The sequence below is a fragment of the Candidatus Methylomirabilota bacterium genome, assembly GCA_035709005.1.
Lineage (GTDB): Bacteria > Methylomirabilota > Methylomirabilia > Rokubacteriales > CSP1-6 > 40CM-4-69-5.
Genome location: DASTFB010000046.1, coordinates 1 through 20,191 on the forward strand (window position 1 = coordinate 1; position 20,191 = coordinate 20,191).

The window sequence follows — 20,191 nt, forward strand, 5'->3', positions numbered from 1 at the left end:
GTGGAGCACGTCGATGACCTGATCGAGGTCGTTCTCGAACTCGCCGTCGGGCCGGAAGGCGCGCGGGTCGATGGCGAGGAAGAAGTGGCCGATGTTGTGGGGGTCGGAGGGCTTCTGAGTCCGGTTGCGGATGGGCGAGAAGGACGCGCCGGACAGGGCTCCGCCCAGGATGTGCACCATGACCGCGAGCCCATATCCCTTGTGGCCGCCGAGCTCCCGGGCCCCGCCGAGCGGCGTGATGCCCCCTTCCGGGCGCTCGAAGACGTAGCGAAAGGCCTCCTCGGGGTCGGTTACCGTCCGGCCGGCGCCGTCGACGACCCAGCCCGGGGGCACAGGGCGATGGTTCAGCTTGTAGACTTTGACCTTGCCAGCGGCCACCGTGGTGGTCGCCATGTCGAGCTGGACCGGCGGGTGGCGGCGGGCGGGCGCCGCGAAGGCGATCGGGTTGGTGCCCATCACGGGCTCGGCGGCGAAGGTGGGCACCATGGTGACCCCGCGGGTGGATGCCGTCACCATGCCGATGACCCCGCGCTCGGCGGCGATCCGCGAGTAGCAGCCCGCGGCGCCGAAGTGGTGGGAGTTGAACACCGACACCACGGCGACACCGGTGTCTCGACACTTGTCGACGGCGAGGTTCATCGCGTACACGGAGACCGGATGGCCCAGGGAGGCGTCGGCATCGATCAGGGCCCTGGCCGGGCCCTCCCGCACGGTCTTGAACAGCGGGCGCATGTTGAGGCGGCCGCTGCGAAACTCGCGGTCGTAGGTCGGCAGCATCGAAATCCCGTGGGAGTCCACACCGCGCAGATCGGTTTCCAGCATCATCTCGGCCGTGGTCTCGGCGTGCGCCTCTGACATGCCCCAGGCGCGGAGCACCGACACAAGCTGCTGACGGATCAGCGGGGCAGGGGCTCGCATGGTTGACCTCCCGGAATGGCTGGTTCCCGATGTATACTGCTGCAACGGAGCCTTCGACGCTACCCTAAAGCGCGCCGCATGCTGCCTTCACCAATCTTACGCAGTCGGAAGCTTCGCTCGCACCTCGTCGACCTCACCCTCATCACGCTGCTGCCCATGATCGTGTTCGCGGTGATCGCGTCGGTGCTCGTCGCCCAGCGCGAGCGGGCCAACTTTCAGCGCAGCGCGACGGACCTGACGTTCGCGCTGCTCACGGCTATCGACGCGGAGCTGGAGGGCTCCATCACGGCCCTCGAGGTACTGGCCACGTCCCACAGGCTCGACACCGACGATCTGGCGGGCTTCCACGCGGAAGCGGCGCGGGTCCTGCGGAGCCACCCGACCTGGGCGACCATCCACCTGGCACGGCCGTCGGGGCAGCAGATCGTCAACGTGCTTCGCCCCTTCGGGGCCGAGCTTCCTATGGTGAGCGACCGTCCGAGCCTCAAGCGGGTCGTGAAGACGGGCCGGCCGGTCATCAGCGGCCTGGTGGAGAACGAGCTGCTCCAGGAGCGCATGTTCTCCGTCCGCGTGCCGGTCGTGCGGAGCGGCGTTACGCCCTATGTGCTCTCCGCCGTCGTCAAGCCGCAGGCGATCAGCGCCATCCTGTCGGCGCAGCGGCTTCCCTCCGACTGGGTCGTGGTCGTGCTCGACGGCGACCAGCGCATCGTGGCCCGGACGCTGGCGCCCGAGCGCACGGTGGGCCAGCCGGCCTCGGACAGCCTGCGGGCCGCGCTCGCCCGGGCTCCCCATGGCTGGTTTCACGGAAGCACGCTCGAAGGCACCGAGGTCTACACGCCCTACCACCGCTCCCGCTTCAGTGGCTGGACCGTGGCCATGGGCGTCCCCGCGCCCGTGGTGAACGCCTCGGCCCGGGCCACCTGGTGGGCGATGGGGGCCGGGGTCGCCGCCAGCGGGCTGCTGGCATTCGTCCTCGCGTTGATGTTCGGCCGACGGATCGCCGGGCCGATCGTGTCGCTGGCCACTGCGGCGAAAGCCATCGGCCGGGGAGAGCCAGTCCAGATCGATCAGCAATCACGGATCGAGGAGGTGAAGGAGCTCGGCCGCACCCTCGCCGAAGCGGCGGTGGCGATCCGGTCCCGGGAACAGGCCTTGCGGGAGAGCGAGGAGCGCTTCGCCACCCTGGCCGAGGCCATGCCCCAGCTCGTGTGGACGGCCGACCCCAGTGGCCAGGTCGACTACTTCAACCGGCGCTGGCACGACTACACGGGCGCCCCACCGATGCAGGCCGTGGGCCGCGGCTGGATCAACGCCGTCCACTCCGACGAGCGGGAGACCGTATGGGCGCGGTGGCAACGGGCGCTCGAGCGGGGCGAGCCGATCGAGATCGAACACCGTTTGCGCGGGGTGGACGGGCGGTATCAATGGTTCCTGGGACGGGGGGTGCCCTATCGCGATGCCGCCGGCCGGATCGTCAAGTGGTTCGGCACCTTCACCAACATCGAAGGGCAGAAGCGCGCGGAAGAGCGCTTGCGGGCGGCTGACCGGGCCAAGGACGAGTTTCTCGCCATGCTCGGGCACGAGCTGCGCAACCCGCTGGGCGCCATCGCCGGCGCCGTTCGTGTTCTGCAATCCGCGCCGACGCCGGACGAGCGGGGCGCCCGCGCCCGCGAGGTGATCGGCCGGCAGCTCACCCACCTGTCCCGGCTGGTCGACGATCTGCTCGACGTCACCCGCGTGACCATGGACAAGACGGTGCTCACCCGGGAGCCGCTGAATCTGGCCGACGTGGTGACGAACGTCCTGGCTACCTGGCGGTCGTCCGGGCGGCTGGAAGGGCATCGCGTCATCGTGAACGTCACGCCGGTGTGGGTCGACGCCGACGAGACACGGATCGAGCAGATCGTCTCCAATCTGCTGGCCAACGCCGTGAAGTACACGGCGAGCGGGGGCGACGTGACGGTGCGCGTCAAGCGGGACGGCGCCGCCGCCGTGCTGGAGGTCGCCGACACCGGGGTCGGCATCCCCCCGAACCTCCTCGACCGGGTCTTCGATCTGTTCGTGCAGGCTGACGCGGGTCTCGACCGCCGCCAGGGAGGCCTGGGCATCGGGCTCACCCTGGTGAAACGCCTCGTCGAGCTCCACGGCGGCCAGGTGCGGGCGTCCAGCGACGGGCCCGGCCGCGGCAGCATGTTCACGGTGACGCTACCCTCTGTCGACGCGCCTTCCCAGCCCCGGCGCTCGGGGGCCGGGCGTCGGCCCAACCGTCGGTGTCGGGTGCTCATCGTGGAGGACAACAACGACGCCCGCGAGATGCTCAGCCTCGCCCTCAGCCTGGACGGTCACGAGGTGCACGAGGCGGTCGACGGCACGAGTGGGCTGGCCAAGGCCATCGCGCTGCGTCCCGATGTGGCGCTGATCGATGTCGGTCTTCCGGGTCTCGATGGCTATGAAGTGGCCCGGCGGCTGGCGACCGTAGCGGGACGCGAGTCGATGCGGCTCATCGCGATCACCGGTTACGGCCAGGCCGAAGATCGTCGCCGCGCGCTCGACGCCGGGTTCGATGCCCACGTGACCAAGCCGGTGCCCCCCGACCAGCTAGCGGAGCTCCTCGACACCGTCACCGTCGGGAAGGATCTTCCCTTGACGTGAAGCCTCGGCCGCGTTAGGCTAACCTCGCTTCTGGTTCAGGCAGTTCGGTTTACGAGCCGCGCGAGATCCAGTTTCGCGCGGCGTTTTTGTATGCCTGGAGCCCGGGGCCAAACCCAAGAAAGGCACGGAAACATGGCAACCGGTACAGTCAAGTGGTTCAACGACGCGAAAGGCTTCGGGTTCATCACGCAGGAAGGCGGCGAGGACGTCTTCGTGCACTACAGCGCGATCCAGGCGGCGGGCTTCAAGTCCCTCGCCGAAGGCGAGCGCGTGGAGTTCGAGGTGACCCGAGGTCCCAAGGGGCTCCAGGCCGCCAACGTCCGTAAGGCGTAGTCGAACGAGAGAACGCCGCGGCGTCGTCGCCGCGGCGTCCCCAGCTAGCAGCAGCCGCCGGCCACCGGCATGGCGGGACGCGTGCGCTCGGGCCACCAGCCCCAGGGCCGCGGCCCGAAGTCGGGCGTGAAGACCTGGCCGCGCTTCACCGTGAGGTGCGGGGCCAGCGCGCGGTCGACACGCAAGGCGGTCCCCAGGATGTCGTAGACCACCCAGTCCCCCTCCTGCATCTGCAACACCGAGATATCGGCCTGGCGCCCCACCCCCAGCGTGCCCAGGCGGTTTTCCGCGCCGATGGCCCGGGCCGGATTCACCGTGCACATGGTGACGACCTGCGGCAGCGTGAAGCCCAGGCCGAGGAAGCGCGTCATCATCTCGGTCATGCTGTGCACGGTGTTCAGGCGACCGGGGACGGTGAGGTCGGTGCTGATGCAGTGTGGGAGCAGGCCCTGATCGATGATGCGCCGCCCCACGTCGAAGCTGAAGTTCATGCGGCCGTGAGCAGTGTCGAACCACACACCACGGTCGGCGGCCTCGTGGGCCTCGGGCACGAGCTTGCCGTTGGCGTCCAGCACGCCGCCCGGGTTGGGCGTGAAGTAGTGGGTGAGGATGTCTCCCGGCTCCAGCAGGCCCAGGAGCGGATGGATCACCTTCGGGTCATAGCGCTTCTCGGTGTCGCCGATGTGGATCATGAGCTTGATGTCGGCCTCCCGCGCCGCCCGCTTGGCCAGCTTGGGCATCTCCATGCCCATGATCTCGAGGGCCGGTGACACCATGCGTGCCTTGATGCCGCAGATGAGGCCGCGGTGCTCCGTGGCCACCCGCACGGTATCGGCCAGATTGATGCTGCTCTCGGCGATGATGTCGGGACGGGTGGCCAGCCCCGTCTGGCAGATGTGCAGGAAGGGCACGATCTCGGTGTGACAGCGCGGGAGAATGTGGCGCGGGAAGGCGCCGAACGTCGCCGACCCTGAGCTCCCGGCATCCACGATGGTGGTCACGCCGGCCAGGACCCCGCCGAGGTCGGGATTGACGCCGGTGCGGTTGACGCCCTCCAGGACGTGGGCGTGGAGGTCGATCAATCCCGGCGTGAGGATCTTGCCGCTCACCTCGATCACCCGCGCCGCTTCGGTGGGCGCGATTCCCGCGGCCACCCGCGCGATCTTGCCGTGCTCGACGGCGACGTCGAGGACGCCATCGAGGCCGCTGGCCGGGTCGAGCACTCTTCCGCCTTTGAGGACGAGGTCGTACATGGCAGGCCTCCGGGCCGCCATCATAGCTCGTCGTGTAGAATCCTTCCATGTCCAACGGGAGCCCGACGGCCCTTCTGCTGAATGCCGGCCACGCGCTGGACCACCTGTTCCTGCTCATCTTCGCGACCGCGGTGGCGGCGATCGCCGCCGAGTGGGGCATGCTGTGGCAGGATCTCATGCCCTACACGGTGGGCGCCTTCGTGATGTTCGGCCTGGGCTCGCTGCCGGCCGGCCGCCTCGGTGACCTGTGGGGCCGGCGCGCCATGATCGTGGTGTTCTTCCTGGGCATGGGCGTTTCCGGCCTGTTGATCGCCACGTCCACCGGGGTGTGGTCGCTGGCGGCCGCGCTGACGGTGATGGGCGTCTTCGCGTCGGTCTACCATCCGGTCGGTATCCCGATGCTCGTGCAGCAGTCGCGGAACCCGGGGTTCACCATCGGCCTCAACGGCCTCGCCGGCAACCTCGGTATCGCCATCGCCGCCGTCCTGACCGGGTTCCTCGTCAAGTACGCCGGATGGCGGGCCGCCTTCGCCGTCCCCGCCGGCATCGCGCTGCTCTGCGCGGTGCTCTTCCTGGCGCTGGTCCCCAAAGAGGACATGCCGCCGGCCCGGCGGCCGAAGCGCTCGGTGGATCTGCCCCGCTCGGTGATGGCGCGGGTGCTCCTGGTCATGACCCTGGCCGCCATCTCCAGCAGCCTGATCTTCAACTTCACCACCAACGGCAACGGCCACCTGCTGGCCGAGCGCCTGGCCGGGCTGATCGACGACCCGGCCACGCTGGGCGTGCTCCTGGCGATCGTCTACACGGTGGCCTCGTTCGCCCAGCTCGTGGTCGGCAAGCTCATCGACCGCTACCCGCTCAAGTGGGTGTACCTGCCCGTCGTGGCCATGCAGGCGCCCCTGTTCCTCCTGGCCGCGGGGGCGGGCGGCTGGCCACTCTACGTGGCCGTCCTGGGCTTCATGATCTTCGTCTTCGGGGCCATTCCCTTCGTGGACGCCATGATCGTGCAGTACGTCGACGACCGGATGCGCTCGCGCGTGGCCGGCGTACGACTGGCCGTGTCGTTCGGCGTCAGCTCGCTCGCCGTCTACCTGCTCGGGCCCACGGTCAAGGCGGCCGGCTTCGGCACGCTGCTGGTGGCCATGGCGGTCATGGCGGCCTTCACCACCTTTTGCGTCCTGCTCTTGCCCGGCCGGATCCCGACCACCGAAGCCCGGGCGCCGCTGGCCGTCGTCCCCGCGGCGCCGGGCCGCTGACCGCTCGACAGGAGGACGTCGCCATGATGACCCAGCTGGAGAAGGCCACCCGCTTTCGCGCGTTGCACGAGGGGCCGGGGGCGTTCGTGATCCCGAACCCCTGGGACGCCGGCTCGGCGCGCCTCCTGGCCAGCCTGGGGTTCCTGGCGCTGGCCACGTCCAGCGGCGCCTGCGCCGGCGTGCTCGGCCGGCGCGACGGCCAGGTGACGCGTGACGAGGCGCTGGCCCACGCGCGCGCCATCGTGGAGGCGACCGATCTGCCGGTGTCGGCCGATCTCGAGAAGGGTTTTGGCGACGCCAAGGCCGTGGTGGCGCAGACGATCCGCCTGGCCGCGGCCGTCGGGCTGGTCGGCGCCTCGATCGAGGACGCGACCGGGGACAAGGACAGGCCGCGCTACGACATCGGCCAGGCGACCGAGCGGATCGCCGCGGCCGTGGAGGCGGCCCGCGGCCTCGGGTTCCCGTTCACCCTGACGGCCCGGACCGAGAATTTCCTGCGCGGCCACCCGGACCTCGACGACACGATCCGACGGCTGCAGGCCTTCGAGAAGGCCGGGGCCGACGTGCTGATGGCGCCAGGATTGCCCGATCTGGCCGCCGTGCGGGACGTGTGCGCGGCCGTCTCGAGACCCGTCAACTTCATGGCCGGCATCAAGGGCAAGTCGTTCACCGTCCCCGAGCTGGCGGAGGCCGGCGTGCGGCGGATCAGCCTGGCCACCTCGCTCTATCGCGCGGCGATGACGGGGCTGCTCGGTGCCGCGCGCGAGGTCAAGGACAAGGGCACGTTCGGCTACCTGGATGCTTCGCTGACCACCGCGGAGCTGAACGCGCTGCTGTCGGCCTGAGTCGGCGCCGCATCGTCGCCGGTCACGGGCCGGTCCAGTCGAATGGGATGTGTTTGCTCGAGTTCGTCGTCCACTGAAACGTGTAGCCGAAGGCGTTCACGGAGCAGAGGGTCGACTTGCCCCAGGTCACCAGCTGGGGACCCGGTCCGGTCTCGCAGCCCGGCGCGTTCATGAGCTGCGGATACTTTCCCGGCAGGCTGGTCGGTCCCGTCAGCGCCTTGGCCCAGGCCTTCACCTTGCCCGCGATCTCCACACCCCAGTGGCCGCGGTCGGGCGCGATCTCGAACGAGATCCTGGCCCGCTCGACGCCACGGACCTGGCGGCCTTCGGTGAACAGCGCGGCGACCTCGGCGGGAAAGCCGCCGGCGCGGCCCCCGATGATGAGAGGCAGCGCCTCGGCCTGGCGTTCGTCGGCGCGCTCGTCGATGAAGAGCCCGGCCGCCCCCTTGGCCTTGCCGGCCCACAGATCGCCTTCCCAGCGCCCCACCCGCACGAAGCTGAGCCCGTCGAGATTGACGTCGCCGTAGTGGCCGCGCTGGATGTGCCAGAACAGGACCGACTCGCAGGCCCCGTTGTCCGGAGCCTGCGCGAACGTGCAGGGGCAGGCCACCGCGCAGCTGCAGTTGTCGAACCAGTCGCCCACGATGTGCCAGGCCGGAATGTCGGTCATGTGGCTTCCCCGTTCGCTCACCGAAACGCCGGCATGACCTCCCGGGCGAAACGCTCCATCGAGCGCAGCACCCGCGGCTGATCGACGTCGGCGAACCAGAAGCTGCAGTTGAAGTGCGTGATGCCGACCTGGTCCTGGAGGCGCTTGATCTGGCGGATGCACACGTCGGGCGTCCCGATGACGAGGAAGCGGTCGAGCAGGTCGTCGATGTCGGGTTCGCTGGGCGCCGGCACGGGGACGGCCCGGCCGCGCTCGACCCGCTCGTAGTGGTTGCGCAGGCTCAGGGTCACCCGCATGTTCCAGCGAGCCTCGTCGGCGGCGGCCCGGGCTTCGGCCTGGCTGTCCGCCACGTAGACGGCCCGCTGCGCTCCGACCTCCAGCGGCTCGGCCGGCTTGACCTCGGCCACGACGCGGTCGAAGAGCCGCCGGAACTCGGCCAGCCGGTCGATGGAGATGCCGAACCCCCCGGTGAGCACGTTGAACCCCCGCCGCACCGCGCCTTCCAGGGACTCCGGGCTCTGGGCCGTGATCCAGACGGGTGGGCGCGGCTGCTGGACCGGCTGGGGAAACACCATGGTCTCGGGGATCTTGAAGAACTTGCCGTCGTAGCTGAAGGGCTGCCCGGCGAGGGCCTTCATGATGATGTCGATCGACTCATCCCACCGGGCCCGCCCGGTAGCCAGGTCCAGGCCGAAGCGCTCGAACTCGTAGGGCTGATACCCCCGTCCCAGCCCGACATCAAGCCGCCCGCCGGACAGCACGTCCAGGGTGGCGATCTCCTCGGCGACCACCAGCGGGTGATGCAGCGGCACGACGATGACGGCCGTGCCCACCCGCAGCCGCGTGGTCTTGGCCGCGATGTACGAGGCCAGCTGGGTGGGGCGCGAGAGGTAGCCGTAGGTCGAGAAGTGGTGCTCGGCGAGCCAGATGTTGCCGAAGCCGAGCGACTCGGCCGCCTGCGCGAGTTCGATGCCCCGCGCGTAGATCTCCTGCGAAGAGCGGGCGGAGGGGGACTGCAGGAGCAGGAACGTGCCGAAGTCCATGGTCATCCTCTCTGTCCCGCCCGCGCCCGGGAGCGCGTGAGATACCAGGGATGGGGCTGGCCCGGCACCTTGACGCGCAGGGCGTAGAGCGAGGTGCGGGCGGTGAGCAAGAGCGTGCGGAGGTCGGGGCCGCCGAAGGCGAGGTTGGCCGGCACCTCGGGCATGCGAATGATCCCCAGGCGCTGGCCGTCGGGCGCGAAGACCCAGGTGCCGCCGGGTCCCGTGCAGTAGACCCGGCCTTCCACGTCGACCTTCATGCCGTCGGGGACGCCCTCCGTCTCGTCCGACGACATGTCGGCGAAGATCCGCCGCCGCACCAGCCGGCCGCCGGCGTCCAGCTCCAGGGCGTGGATGTACGCCGTCCAGCGGCTGTTGGCCACGTAGAGGATGCGCTCGTCCGGCGAGAAGGCCAGGCCGTTCGGATACTCGCAGTCCGCGACCAGCGTGGTCGTCCCGTCGGGCGCGATGCGGTAGACGCCGGCGTAGGGCAGCTCGCGCTCGGCCAGGGGCCGGCGCAAGCCGGGATCGGTGAAGTAGAGGCTGCCGTCGGAGGCGCACACCACGTCGTTGGGGCGGTTGAGGCGTTTGCCTTCGTAGCGGTCCACCAGGACCTCGCCCCGCGGCCCGTCGGTCCAGCGGGTGACCCGCCGGTTGCCTCCCTCGCAGATGACGAGGCGGCCCTGCAGGTCGAACGTCGTGCCATTGCCCTCGCCGGTATCGCTCCTGACGAGCTCGGGGGGTTTGCCGGGGCGCAGACGGTGCAGCTCGCTCCGGCGAATGTCGACGAAGTAGAAGAAGCCGTCGGGGTGCCACAGGGGCCCTTCCGTGAAGACGAATCCCGTGGCCAGGCGTTCCGCGTCCGTGGTCACGAGGACGTCCGACAGTGCGTCGCCCATCGGGGATCGCCTCCTCCCGGGCCAGCCACACCGGGACCTGGATTGTAGCGCGGGACGCCGCATGATATTCGGGGGGCATGAAAGTGACGGCGGTCACCCCCTTCATCGTCGATTCGGGATCCGGCAAGAACTGGCTGTTCGTCAAGGTCGAGACGTCCGACGGCCTGCACGGCTGGGGGGAGTCGTACACGCAGGCCGACCGGGATCAGTCCATCGCGGCACACGTGCGGCAACTCGGGCGCTATCTCGTGGGACGCGACGCCGGCCAGATCCGTCACTTCACGCACTGGGCCTACCACGATTTCGCGGCCAAGCGTGGGGCCATGGACTTCTGGAGCGCCGTGAGCGGGATCGAGCAGGCCCTGTGGGATCTGGCCGGCAAGCGCCTCGGGGTGCCCGTGGTGAGTCTGCTCGGCGGTCCCTGCCGCGAGCGGATCCGCGTCTACGCCAACGGCTGGTACGCGGGGGCGAGGACGGCGGAGGCCTACGCGGCGAAGGCCCGGGCCACGGTGGCCCGGGGCTTCACCGCGCTCAAGTTCGACCCGTTCCCCGGACCGTGGCGGACCCACATCGCGCGCGAGGCCGAGCGGCAGGCGGTGGAGACGGTGCGCGCCGTGCGGGAAGCGGTGGGACCCTCGGTGGATCTCCTGATCGAGGTCCACCGGCGGCTGGCCCCCATGCACGCCGTGCGGGTGGCCCGCCTGCTGGAGCCCTTCGATCCCTTCTGGTACGAGGAGCCCGTGTCGGCCCGCGACCTGCGCGCCCTGGTCGAGTGCCGTCGTCAGATCCGGATACCGATCGTCACCGGGGAAGAGCTCTACACGCGATACGAGTTCCGCGACGTGCTCGAGCGGCGGGCCGCCGACATCATCAACCCCGACGTGTGCAACGTGGGAGGCATCGACGAGCTACGGTCGATCGCGGCCATGGCCGAGGCCGCTCACGTGGTAGTCTCGCCCCACAACTACAACAGCACCACCGTGGGCCTGGCCGCCACCGTGCAAGTGGCGGCGGCCATCCCGAACTTCTTGATCACCGAATACTTCATGAACTTCGAGCCGCGCGGCGAGGAGGTGGCGGTGGCGCCGTTGCGGGTCGAGCGGGGCTATCTGGCCGTGCCCACCGCGCCCGGGCTGGGCATCGAGCTGCGGGAGAACGTGCTGACGCGCTATGCCGGCCGCGATTTGCCGGCCCGGCCGGTGCCCACGCCCCGCGACGAGGGCCCTTAGCTCACAGGTACTTGGTCGGCCACATGATGGTGCGCCACATGTGGGCCGCGGGGCTGGCGTCGAAGCCCAGCCCTTCGGGGGGCTGCCGGAAATGACGGCCGACCACGTCCTCGAACTCCTCGAGCTCGACCTGCACGTTGGGGTCGAAGGCGTAGAGGTCGTTCACGCAGATCAGCCGCGCGCTCATGTACCACTTGTGGTTGCGGGCGTCCTGGTAGTCCCGCTCGATGTAGGGCTCGGGCTTGTAGTCCGGGCCGAAGAGCTTGATGTAGCTGTCGGGGTACTTGTAGCCGACCGACTCGTCGGGATAGAAGCGCAGGGCCTGATGGTAGCGGATGGCCCAGCTCACCTCCTCGTCGACGTAGGGCTCGACGAGCTGGGCGCCCCAGTACCCGTGGTCGCCTCGGATGAAGCCGATGTTGGCGATGTCGTGCAGCAGGCACGCCAGGACGATCTTCTCGTCGACCCCGTTCTTGCGGGCCAGCCGCGCGCTCTGCAGCAGGTGGTTGGCGGGGCCGAAGCGGTAGCGGAAGAAATCGAACAGGGTCGGCTTGTCGGGCATGCGAGGCAGGCGCGGATCGTGCCCCATCACGTACGTCTTGCCGTTGCCCGGGGGCCGCTGGATAGGACGCCGGGGATCGCGCTCGCCCGAGGTGTAGATGACCGACTTGACCACGATCAAGCGGTCCAGCTCCTGGATCATCGCCCGCTCGGCTGCCTCGGCCAGTTCGAGTGTGTTCATGCTCGGATGATCGATCCCCGGGCCACCGACTGTCAAGCCACCGGGCTGGACAAGCCCCGGGGGATGTGCGATCTAGAGCAGCGCGATGGCGTCGTTCCTCAGCTCCCGCACCCGTGTCGCTCGCGAGGGCTTCGGCAAGCCCGTTCGCCGCCGGGAGGATGCGCGCCTGGTCACGGGGCGGGGATGCTACACGGACGACGTCTCGCTCCCCGGTCAGGCCTTCGCCTGTTTCGTGCGCTCGCCGCACGCCCACGCCCGCATCCGCCGGATCGACCCGGCCGGCGCCCTGGCCGTCCCCGGCGTGCTCGCCGTCCTGACCGGCGCGGATTCCGCCGCCGACGGCCTGCAGCCGATCCCGCACCGCCCGGTGCCGACCAATCCGCACGAGGTGCCGCTGCGCAGTCCCGACGGCTCGCCATTCTTCATCTCGGTCCATCGGCCGCTGCCCGCCGACCGGGCCCGTTTCGTGGGCGAGGCCGTGGCCATGGTCATCGCCGAGACGGCGGCGGCGGCTCGCGATGGCGCCGAGCAGATCGCCGTGGACTTCGAGCCGCTGCCGGCCGTCACCACCACCGCCCAGGCGGCCGCCGGGGGCGCGCCGATCGTCTGGGAGGAGTCGAAATCCAACGTGTGCGTCGATTCCCAGGCCGGCGATGCCGCCGTCACCGACGCCGCCTTCCGCCGGGCCGCCCACGTGGTGCGACTGCAGACGCAGGTGAATCGGGTCACCGGAGTGCCCATGGAGCCGCGGGCGGCACTCGCCGTCTGGGACGAGGCCGACGGACGCTACACGCTCTACGCCGGCTCGGGCGGCTCGGTCCGCATCAAGAGCGATCTGGCTGGCACGCTGGGCGTGCCCGAGAGCGCTGTGCGCGTGGTGGCCCGGGAGGTCGGCGGCAATTACGGCACGCGCAACGCCTTCTACCCCGAGTTCGCTTTGATCGCGTGGGCGGCCCGGCGCCTGAAGCGGCCCGTGAAGTGGACCGGCGATCGCCGGGAAGGCTTCCTCACCGACTATCAGGCGCGCGACCTCGTCTGCCACATCGAGCTGGCCCTGGACGCCGACGGCACGTTTCTCGCCCTGCGCGGCGTGAACACGAGCAACGTCGGCGCGCACGGCGTGTCCTTCATCCCCCTGGCCAAGGGCGTGGCGGTGCTACCCAGCGTCTACCACGTGCCGGCCGCGGCGGTGCGGGGCCAGGGCGTGCACAGCCACACGGCGCCGACCTATCCGTATCGCAGCGCGGGCCGGCCGGAGGTGATGTTCGCGCTGGAGCGGCTGATCGACCTGGCCGCGCGCCGCCACGGCTTCGACCGTGTCGAGCTGCGCCGCCGCAACCTGGTGCCGCCGACGGCGATGCCGTATCGCAACCCGCTCGGCCTGCTCTACGACAGCGGCGACTACCCGGCGGCGCAGGACCGGGCGATCGCTCTGGCCGACTGGGCCGGCTTCGAGGCGCGCCGGGCCGAAGCGCGCCGGCGCGGCCGGTATCGGGGCATCGGGATGGCCAACTACCTGGAGCTCAACACCGGCGCGCCGCGCGAGCGGGCCGAGATCACCGTGCGCCCCTCCGGCGAGATCGACGTGGTGATCGGTACGCTGTCGGCCGGGCAGGGCCACGAGACGAGCCTGGCCCAGCTCATCGCCGAGTGGTTCGACGTGGAGCTGGCCGGGGTGCGAATGATCACCGGCGACACCGACGTGGCGTCGGTGGGGGGCGGGTCGCACTCGGGGCGTTCGATGCGGCTCGGCGCCGTGGTGATGGCCAGGGCCTGCGACGAGATCGTCGAGCGGGGCAGGCGCCAGGCCGCCTGGCTGCTGGAGGCGGCCGACGTCGACATCGAGCTGGTGGGGCACCGGTTCACGGTGAGGGGGACCGATCGTTCGGTCGACCTCTTCGAGGTAGCGGCGGCCGCGCTGCGGGCGGACGCCCCCGCGGAGCTGCGCGGGCCGCTGGTTGGTACCGGGGACGAGACCATGAGCGTGCCCTCGTACCCGTACGGCTGCGCGGTGTGCGAGGTGGAGGTCGACCCGGACACCGGCGTGACCGAAATCGTGCGGTACACCACGGTCGACGACGTGGGGCGCGCCGTCAATCCCCTGATCCTCGAAGGGCAGGCCCACGGCGGCATCGCCGCCGGCGTGGGGCAGGCGCTGTGGGAGCAGTGCGCCTACGATGCCGACACCGGCCAGCTCCACTCGGCGACGTTCATGGATTACGCTGTCCCGCGCGCCGACGCCGTGCCGTCGTTCACCACCGAGCTCAGCGAAGTGCCCTCGACCTCCAATCCCCTGGGCCTCCGTGGCGGCGGCGAGGGCGGCACCACGCCCGCGCTGGCCGCGGTGGTCAATGCTATCGTCGACGCGCTGGCCGAGCTGGGCGTGGAGCACGTGGAGATGCCGGCCACGCCGGAGCGGGTCTGGCGAGCGATTCAGGACGCCCGGAGCTCGAGCCGGGCCTGAAGCGAGGAGGGAGCCCGCGCACCCCCCCGGGATGCGCGGGCCCACTGCGCTACTTCTTCTTCGCCGTGCAGCTCTTCGCCGAAGCCGACCACATGCCGCCGGCCTTCTCACAGTCGGCCTTGGTGCGGTACTTCGACATCGTGTCGCCCGAGCCGGACGGGCTGGCCGAGGGCGAGCTGGGGGACGTGCTCGGTGCGCTCTGAACGCCGCTGCCCGATGGACTCTTGCCGCCCGACGGGCTGCTGCTCGGAGGCTTCGTGCCGCCGGCGCCACTGCCACTCTGGGCGAGGGCGATCGCAGGTACCAACGCCAGGATGCCAACGAGAAGTGCCGCTGTCAGTTTCTTCATGCGTTTTTCCTCCGCGAGATCGGTGCGTCTCGCTTGGGCCACAATGGACTCGGCGCTGTGCGCGCCAGCCGGATCAGGGTGCAAGATCCGGTCCCCCGCGCAAACCCTGGTTTTGTCAGGCTCTGCGGGCGAGCCTCCGGGTAGGGCGGGGGAAGATCACGGAAGGAGATTTCCCGGGGTCTTCAGCTACAGGCGATCGTATAGACGTCCGTCACCCCGTCGGGCAGGCGCTGCTCGTGCCAGGCGCGGCCCCCATCCCGGGTGCCGAAGACCTGACCGCTGCGGCTGACGCAATAGACCTGCTCGGGATCGCGGGGATGCAGGGCCACCGCCATCATGGTGCTGTCGGCCTTGATGCCGCGGTCGAAGCGTGTCCAGGTCTCGCCGAGATCCTGGCTACGGTAGAGGGAGCCATCCTCACTGCGGGCCGCCGGACTGAGGCAGGCGTAGAGCGTGCGCGGATCTTGCGGCGAGACCCGCACGTCCCGCGCGTACGTGAGCGGCGAGAACCGGCCGATCTCCATGTCGCGCCAGGTGGCTCCCCGGTCGACGCTCTGGAACAGGCCCATCCGGACGGCGAGAAACACCGTGCCCGGGCGGGCCGCGCTCACGCACAGCGCGTGGCTGTCCAGCATGCCTTCCGTGTCGGAGTCGCTCTGGATCCGGCTCTTGAGGTGCGGCTGCTCGGCGAGCTCCGCCAGCCCCGTGCTGCAATCGTCCCACGTCTCGCCACCGTCGGGGCTGCGCATGACGCCTCCGACTTCCAGCGCCCCATAGACCTCCTCCGGCTTCGCCGGGTCGATGGCCAGTCGCATCACCCGGCAGGCAAAGCTCATCCGGATGCGCTCGGGCTGCACCGCCCGGGCCAGGCGGCGCCACGTCTGGCCCGCGTCGTCGCTCCGGAAGACGCCGACCGGTGACGTGCCGGCGTAGAGCCGGCGCGGGTCGGTCGGGTGGACGAGGACCGACCACACCTCCACGCCCTCGGGAATACCGAGACGCTCCCAGCGCTCGCCCCCGTCCGTGCTGCGGTAGAGGCCGCTCCGCGTGCCCAGGTAGATCAGGTCGGGCTCGGTCGGGTGCACGGTGATCGCCTGCACGTCGACCGCGTCGGGCAAGCCCTTGGTGAGCTGCTCCCAGTGACCATTGCCCACGGCCTGCCGGAAGAGACCGCCGCGGGAATGGGACCCGACTCGCGCCGCACCGACGAAGACGTGAGAGCGTCCGGATGCGCTGGCCATGTGGCGCCTCGCTTGTCGTCTCAGTGGAAGCTCGAGATCGTGGGCAGGCGCTGGCCGGGCACGGGGTTGGCCACCGCGTCCTCCAGGCTGCGGGCCGGCCGCCACTCGGACCCCGGGCGGGCCGCGCCCGTGGTGCCCACCTGATCGATGTTCCAGTAGATTTCCAGGTTGTTGCCGTCGGGATCCTGGAACTCGATGGCGAACTGGCAGCCGGCGCGCCGGCGGCCCTCGAAGTGGATGGGGATGCCTTGCTTCTTGAGCCAGCCGCGGGCCCGGAACACCTCGTCCAGGCTTCCCACCTCGAAGGCGAAGTGATCCATACGGCTCGCGTCCCGCTTGGGCGCGCCGCCGATAAGCGCCACGCCGTGATGGTCGGTGTTGACGCGCAGGAAGACCATGCCCCCCGGCCGCATGCTGTCAGGGTAGCGGTCGCTGATCCTGAGGCCCAGCACCTCCGTGTAGAAGCGCACCGAAGCTTCGAGATCGCTCACCTGGAGCACGACGTGACCGATCTTGCGCAGCTCGAATTCGCGGGGGGCGTCTGCCTTGTCCGACATCCTTGTATCTCCCTGGGAGGCGTCGATCCTGGCCGAGTGTAGGCGATCCACGGACGGCACGCAACGCGCCGCCAAGTGCAGTAGGATGTGCGTCGACGATAGTGGGGGCCCCGGCGGAGCCGTGACGCCCCTCGAAACGGAGATTGACGATGGCGTACGACCTGGTGATCAAGAACGGCGTGGTGATCGATGGATCCGGCCTGCCCCGCTACCGGGCGGACGTGGGCGTGCGCTACGGGCGCATCGTGACGATTGGCCGCATCCGTGACCGGGCGCGGGAGGTCATCGACGCCGACGGCCAGGTGGTGGCGCCCGGCTTCGTCGACGGGCACACCCACATGGACGCCCAGATCTTCTGGGATCCCCTGGGCACGTCCTCGTGCTGGCACGGCATCACCACTGTGGTGATGGGCAACTGCGGATTCACCCTCGCCCCCTGCGCGGCGGCCGACAAGGACATGGTGATCCGCAATCTGCAGCGCGCCGAGGACATCCCGCCCGCGGCGATGGCTGCCGGTATCGAATGGCGGTGGACTACCTATCCCGAGTACCTCGATTGCCTGGAGGCCCTGCCCAAGGGGATCAACTACGCCGGCTACATCGGCCACTCGGCCCTGCGCACCTATGTGATGGGCGAGCGGGCCTTCGAGCAGCCGGCCGGAGAGGACGATCTGCGCGCCATGGCGCGCGAGCTGCGGGACGCCCTGCGCGCCGGCGCCATCGGCTTCACCACCTCTCGCTCGCCCAGCCATGAGACGCCCGACGGCCGTCCGGTGGCGAGCCGGGTGGCCACGTGGGACGAGGTGCGTCGCCTCGTGGGCGCCATGGGCGAGCTGGGCGCGGGAATCTTCGAGCTGGCCGGCGAGGAGGTCGACCGCACGCCGGGCAACCCGGGACTACGGGACTACCACGTGCGCCTGCGCGATCTGGCCGTGGAGACGGGTCGCCCCGTGACGTTCGGGGTCTTCGGCCGGCGGGCCGTCCCCGGGGTCTGGCGCAAGTACCTGGACCTGCTCGACGAGACGGCCGCCGCCGGGGGCCGCATGTTCGCCCAGGCCCACAGCCGCTCGCTGAGCGCGTTGCTGTCGTTCAAGACCCAGCTGCCCTTCGACCGCCTGCCCGTGTGGAAGGAGCTGCGTGCCCTGCCCATCGAGGAGCAGCGGCGGCGGCTGCGCGACCCCGACCTGCGCCGTCGTCTCGTGGAGAACTCGGGCGCGCGCGATGACCGGCGCGCCCTCGGCACCGAGGCCCGGCCGGCCAACTACGACTGGCTCTTCGTGTTCGACACGGTGGACGGGCCGCATCGCTCGGTGGCCGAGGTGGCGCGGGAGCGCGGTCAGCATCCGGCCGAGGCCATGATCGACCTGGCGCTGGACAGGGACCTGGACCTGTTCTTCCTGCAGCCCGTCGCCAACGAGGACCAGGACGTCGCCCTGGAGATCATGCGCCACCCGCGCTGCGTCGTGACGTTCTCGGACTCCGGCGCCCACGTCTCCCAGCTCATGGACGCCTCGCTGCAGACGCACCTGCTCAGTCACTGGGTGCGAGCCAGGCAGGCCTTCACGCTGGAGCAGGCCGTGCGCATGCTGACCCTGGTGCCGGCCACCCTGTGGGGCTTCGCCGACCGCGGCCTGCTCCGGGAGGGCATGGCCGCGGACCTGGTCATCTTCGATCCCGACACCATCGCGGCGGAGATGCCGGAGGTGGTGGACGACCTGCCGGCCGGCGCCCGGCGCCTGGTGCAGCGCACGCGCGGCGTGGCGGCCACGGTGGTGAACGGCGAAGTCCTGCTGCGCGACGGCAAGCACACCGGCGCGCTCCCCGGCCGGCTCCTGCGCGGCCCGCTGGCCCGGAGGGCATAACGCCGTGCCCGAGGGTCCACTGCCTTCGGAAAAGGAGGTGCTCGGGTACATCAAGGAACGGCGCAACTGGGGGCGCTGGGGCAAGGACGACCAGGTCGGCGCGCTGAACCTGATCACGCCGGCCAAGCGCGCGGCGGCGGCGCGGCTGGTGCGCAGCGGGCGCAGCGTGTCGCTGAGCCGTCCGTTCCCCAAGGAGCCCGGCCCCAACAACGCGCTCCCCGCGCAGCACTACATGCGGACGATGGCGCGGGGCAAGGGCGGCTTCGCCGCCGACTACTACGGCATCTTCTACCATGGCGTGGCCTCGACCCACATCGACGCGCTCTGCCACACCTGGGACGAGGAGGCCATGTGGAACGGTCGCGATCCCAAGCGGGAGATCACGTTCGAGGGGGCGACCTTCGGCTCCATCGAGCACTGGACCGAGGGCATCATCACGCGCGGCGTGCTGCTGGACGTGCCCCGCCACCGGGGCGTGCCGTGCGTGACCCAGGACGCCCCGGTGCACGGCTGGGAGCTGGACGACATTCTCCGGGCGCGGGGCATCCAGCTGACGCCCGGCGACGCCGTCTGCGTCTACGCCGGCCGCGAGGCCTGGCAGGCTCGCGATCCCGAACGTCCCTACAGCCGGCCGTTCGGGCCGGGTCCCCTGGAACGGCCGGGGCTGCACGTCTCGTGTCTGCCCTTCCTGCGCGACCACGACGTCAGCGTGCTGGTCTGGGACATGCTCGATCACCTGCCCATCGGCTACGACATCCCGTGGGCGGTTCACGCCGCGCTCTTCGCCTACGGCGTGGCCCTCGTCGACAACGCGCTCCTGGAGCCGCTGGCCCGGGCCTGCGTGGAGGAGGGCCGGGACGAGTTCATGCTGGTGATCGCGCCGCTCCGGGTGGTGGGCGGCACGGGATCGCCGGCGAATCCGCTGGCGGTGTTCTGACGGGTCATGGCCGCTCCGTACCGCGCCGACCACGTGGGAAGCTTCCTGCGTCCCCCTGAGCTCCTGCGGGCCCGTAGCGATCCGGCGGTGACGGCCGACCAGCTCCGGGAGATGGAGGATCGCGCGATCCTGGCGGGGCTGGCCCGCCAGCGCAACCTGGGCCTCGAGGTCTTCACCGACGGCGAGCTGCGGCGGAACAACTTCATGAGCGACTTCACCGACGCTGTGGCCGGCTTCGACCACACCGACGCCGTGGCCCGGGCCTGGCAGGGCCCGGCGGGGACCGTCCGCAGCGTGACGGGCATCGTGAACGCGCGGCTCCGCCAGCTGCGCCGGCTCACCGCGCACGAGGTCGGCTTCATGAAGCAGCACTGCTCGGGCATCATCAAGATGACCCTGCCCAGCGCAACCCAGTTTCCGGCCATCGCTTACAAGCAGGGGGTGTCCGACGCGGTCTACGCGAGCGCGTCGGAGTTCCTGTGGGACGTGGTGGCCATCATCCGGGCCGAGGTGCGCGCGCTCGTCGAGGAGGGCATCCGCTACGTGCAGATCGACGCGCCCCGGTACAGCTACTACATCGACCCGAAGTGGCGGGAGTACCTCCGCACGGAGATGGGCCTCGATCCCGACGCCGCGCTGGACGAGGCGATCCGCGCCGACAACGCCTGTCTGGAAGGGGTACGGCGCCCCGGCCTGACCGTGGCCATCCACCTCTGCCGTGGCAACAACCGCAGCCACTGGTACGCCGAGGGCGGCTACGATCCGATCGCCGAGAAGCTGTTCGGGACGCTGCAGGTGGACCGGTTCCTGCTCGAGTACGACGACGAGCGCTCGGGCAGCTTCGAGCCGCTCCGGTTCGTGCCCCGCGGCAAGGCCGTCGTCCTGGGCCTGGTCAGCAGCAAGCGTCCCCAGCTGGAGTCGGCCGCCGACGTACGGCGCCGCGT

18 protein-coding genes are annotated in these 20,191 nt (G+C 70.3%); 10 read left to right on the plus strand and 8 right to left on the minus strand.

All coding sequences use genetic code 11. The annotated features are described in order from the left end of the window. Positions 1-918: Ldh family oxidoreductase (locus VFR64_06680; GenBank protein ID HET9489419.1), on the minus strand; the 918-nt coding region annotated here is incomplete at its 3' end. A 78-nt stretch (positions 919-996) separates the two neighbouring features. On the opposite strand from VFR64_06680, the gene VFR64_06685 reads away from it, so the two are divergent. Then, on the plus strand, positions 997-3,570 hold the full coding sequence (locus VFR64_06685; protein ID HET9489420.1) for an ATP-binding protein: 2,574 nt from the start codon (positions 997-999) through the stop codon (positions 3,568-3,570). A gap of 132 nt (positions 3,571-3,702) precedes the next feature. Next, on the plus strand, positions 3,703-3,903 hold the full coding sequence (locus tag VFR64_06690; protein HET9489421.1) for a cold-shock protein: 201 nt from the start codon (positions 3,703-3,705) through the stop codon (positions 3,901-3,903). A gap of 44 nt (positions 3,904-3,947) precedes the next feature. On the opposite strand, the gene VFR64_06695 is transcribed toward VFR64_06690, so the two are convergent. Continuing rightward, positions 3,948-5,156 carry an amidohydrolase/deacetylase family metallohydrolase gene (locus VFR64_06695; protein ID HET9489422.1) on the minus strand — a complete coding sequence of 403 codons (1,209 nt, stop codon included), beginning with the start codon at positions 5,154-5,156 and terminating at the stop codon, positions 3,948-3,950. 47 nt (positions 5,157-5,203) lie between these two features. Here VFR64_06695 and VFR64_06700 point away from each other — a divergent pair, with 47 nt between their 5' ends. Both VFR64_06700 and VFR64_06705 read left to right on the plus strand, forming a co-directional pair. Next, complete coding sequence (locus tag VFR64_06700) at positions 5,204-6,412, plus strand: MFS transporter (GenBank protein ID HET9489423.1); 1,209 nt, start codon at positions 5,204-5,206, stop codon at positions 6,410-6,412. A gap of 26 nt (positions 6,413-6,438) precedes the next feature. After that, positions 6,439-7,257: an isocitrate lyase/phosphoenolpyruvate mutase family protein gene (locus VFR64_06705; GenBank protein HET9489424.1), complete on the plus strand. Its 819-nt coding sequence runs from the start codon at positions 6,439-6,441 to the stop codon at positions 7,255-7,257. 22 nt (positions 7,258-7,279) lie between these two features. Here VFR64_06705 and VFR64_06710 read toward each other — a convergent pair whose 3' ends face one another. The 3 genes from VFR64_06710 to VFR64_06720 are packed head-to-tail and all read right to left on the minus strand — an operon-like array spanning position 7,280 to position 9,866. Beyond that, complete coding sequence (locus tag VFR64_06710; protein ID HET9489425.1) at positions 7,280-7,927, minus strand: DUF1326 domain-containing protein; 648 nt, start codon at positions 7,925-7,927, stop codon at positions 7,280-7,282. 17 nt (positions 7,928-7,944) lie between these two features. Beyond that, positions 7,945-8,970 carry an LLM class flavin-dependent oxidoreductase gene (locus VFR64_06715; GenBank protein ID HET9489426.1) on the minus strand — a complete coding sequence of 342 codons (1,026 nt, stop codon included), beginning with the start codon at positions 8,968-8,970 and terminating at the stop codon, positions 7,945-7,947. Positions 8,971-8,972: 2 nt separating this feature from the next. Next, a complete protein-coding gene (locus tag VFR64_06720) occupies positions 8,973-9,866 on the minus strand; it encodes an SMP-30/gluconolactonase/LRE family protein (protein HET9489427.1) in 894 nt (297 codons plus the stop codon). A gap of 77 nt (positions 9,867-9,943) precedes the next feature. Here VFR64_06720 and VFR64_06725 point away from each other — a divergent pair, with 77 nt between their 5' ends. Next, on the plus strand, positions 9,944-11,095 hold the full coding sequence (locus tag VFR64_06725) for a mandelate racemase/muconate lactonizing enzyme family protein (protein ID HET9489428.1): 1,152 nt from the start codon (positions 9,944-9,946) through the stop codon (positions 11,093-11,095). A 1-nt stretch (position 11,096) separates the two neighbouring features. Here VFR64_06725 and VFR64_06730 read toward each other — a convergent pair whose 3' ends face one another. After that, the gene (locus VFR64_06730; GenBank protein HET9489429.1) at positions 11,097-11,837 is read right to left on the minus strand and encodes an HD domain-containing protein; all 741 of its coding nucleotides are present in this window, start codon (positions 11,835-11,837) and stop codon (positions 11,097-11,099) included. 85 nt (positions 11,838-11,922) lie between these two features. On the opposite strand from VFR64_06730, the gene VFR64_06735 reads away from it, so the two are divergent. Together VFR64_06735 and VFR64_06740 are read left to right on the plus strand one after the other, a co-directional pair. Next, entirely contained in the window at positions 11,923-14,301 is a 2,379-nt protein-coding gene (locus VFR64_06735; protein ID HET9489430.1) for a xanthine dehydrogenase family protein molybdopterin-binding subunit, read from the plus strand. 65 nt (positions 14,302-14,366) lie between these two features. Then, a complete protein-coding gene (locus VFR64_06740; GenBank protein HET9489431.1) occupies positions 14,367-14,504 on the plus strand; it encodes a hypothetical protein in 138 nt (45 codons plus the stop codon). Between the two features lie 328 nt (positions 14,505-14,832). On the opposite strand, the gene VFR64_06745 is transcribed toward VFR64_06740, so the two are convergent. Both VFR64_06745 and VFR64_06750 read right to left on the minus strand, forming a co-directional pair. After that, a complete protein-coding gene (locus tag VFR64_06745; protein HET9489432.1) occupies positions 14,833-15,891 on the minus strand; it encodes a hypothetical protein in 1,059 nt (352 codons plus the stop codon). A gap of 20 nt (positions 15,892-15,911) precedes the next feature. Next, on the minus strand, positions 15,912-16,448 hold the full coding sequence (locus tag VFR64_06750) for a VOC family protein (GenBank protein ID HET9489433.1): 537 nt from the start codon (positions 16,446-16,448) through the stop codon (positions 15,912-15,914). Between the two features lie 149 nt (positions 16,449-16,597). On the opposite strand from VFR64_06750, the gene VFR64_06755 reads away from it, so the two are divergent. The 3 genes from VFR64_06755 to VFR64_06765 form a co-directional block, all read left to right on the plus strand. After that, positions 16,598-18,310 carry an amidohydrolase family protein gene (locus VFR64_06755; protein ID HET9489434.1) on the plus strand — a complete coding sequence of 571 codons (1,713 nt, stop codon included), beginning with the start codon at positions 16,598-16,600 and terminating at the stop codon, positions 18,308-18,310. 4 nt (positions 18,311-18,314) lie between these two features. Further along, positions 18,315-19,247: a cyclase family protein gene (locus VFR64_06760; protein ID HET9489435.1), complete on the plus strand. Its 933-nt coding sequence runs from the start codon at positions 18,315-18,317 to the stop codon at positions 19,245-19,247. Between the two features lie 6 nt (positions 19,248-19,253). Continuing rightward, a partial coding sequence (locus VFR64_06765; protein HET9489436.1) for a cobalamin-independent methionine synthase II family protein occupies positions 19,254-20,191 on the plus strand: 938 nt, incomplete at its 3' end.

What these genes read in the sequence shown, in the direction of transcription:
- VFR64_06685 (HET9489420.1), top strand. Translation starts at nt 997, where the DNA reads ATGCTGCCTTCACCAATCTTACGCAGTCGGAAGCTTCGCTCGCACCTC.
- VFR64_06690 (HET9489421.1), top strand. Translation starts at nt 3,703, where the DNA reads ATGGCAACCGGTACAGTCAAGTGGTTCAACGACGCGAAAGGCTTCGGG.
- VFR64_06695 (HET9489422.1), bottom strand. Translation starts at nt 5,156, where the DNA reads ATGTACGACCTCGTCCTCAAAGGCGGAAGAGTGCTCGACCCGGCCAGC.
- VFR64_06700 (HET9489423.1), top strand. Translation starts at nt 5,204, where the DNA reads ATGTCCAACGGGAGCCCGACGGCCCTTCTGCTGAATGCCGGCCACGCG.
- VFR64_06705 (HET9489424.1), top strand. Translation starts at nt 6,439, where the DNA reads ATGACCCAGCTGGAGAAGGCCACCCGCTTTCGCGCGTTGCACGAGGGG.
- VFR64_06710 (HET9489425.1), bottom strand. Translation starts at nt 7,927, where the DNA reads ATGACCGACATTCCGGCCTGGCACATCGTGGGCGACTGGTTCGACAAC.
- VFR64_06715 (HET9489426.1), bottom strand. Translation starts at nt 8,970, where the DNA reads ATGGACTTCGGCACGTTCCTGCTCCTGCAGTCCCCCTCCGCCCGCTCT.
- VFR64_06720 (HET9489427.1), bottom strand. Translation starts at nt 9,866, where the DNA reads ATGGGCGACGCACTGTCGGACGTCCTCGTGACCACGGACGCGGAACGC.
- VFR64_06725 (HET9489428.1), top strand. Translation starts at nt 9,944, where the DNA reads ATGAAAGTGACGGCGGTCACCCCCTTCATCGTCGATTCGGGATCCGGC.
- VFR64_06730 (HET9489429.1), bottom strand. Translation starts at nt 11,837, where the DNA reads ATGAACACACTCGAACTGGCCGAGGCAGCCGAGCGGGCGATGATCCAG.
- VFR64_06735 (HET9489430.1), top strand. Translation starts at nt 11,923, where the DNA reads ATGGCGTCGTTCCTCAGCTCCCGCACCCGTGTCGCTCGCGAGGGCTTC.
- VFR64_06745 (HET9489432.1), bottom strand. Translation starts at nt 15,891, where the DNA reads ATGGCCAGCGCATCCGGACGCTCTCACGTCTTCGTCGGTGCGGCGCGA.
- VFR64_06750 (HET9489433.1), bottom strand. Translation starts at nt 16,448, where the DNA reads ATGTCGGACAAGGCAGACGCCCCCCGCGAATTCGAGCTGCGCAAGATC.
- VFR64_06755 (HET9489434.1), top strand. Translation starts at nt 16,598, where the DNA reads ATGGCGTACGACCTGGTGATCAAGAACGGCGTGGTGATCGATGGATCC.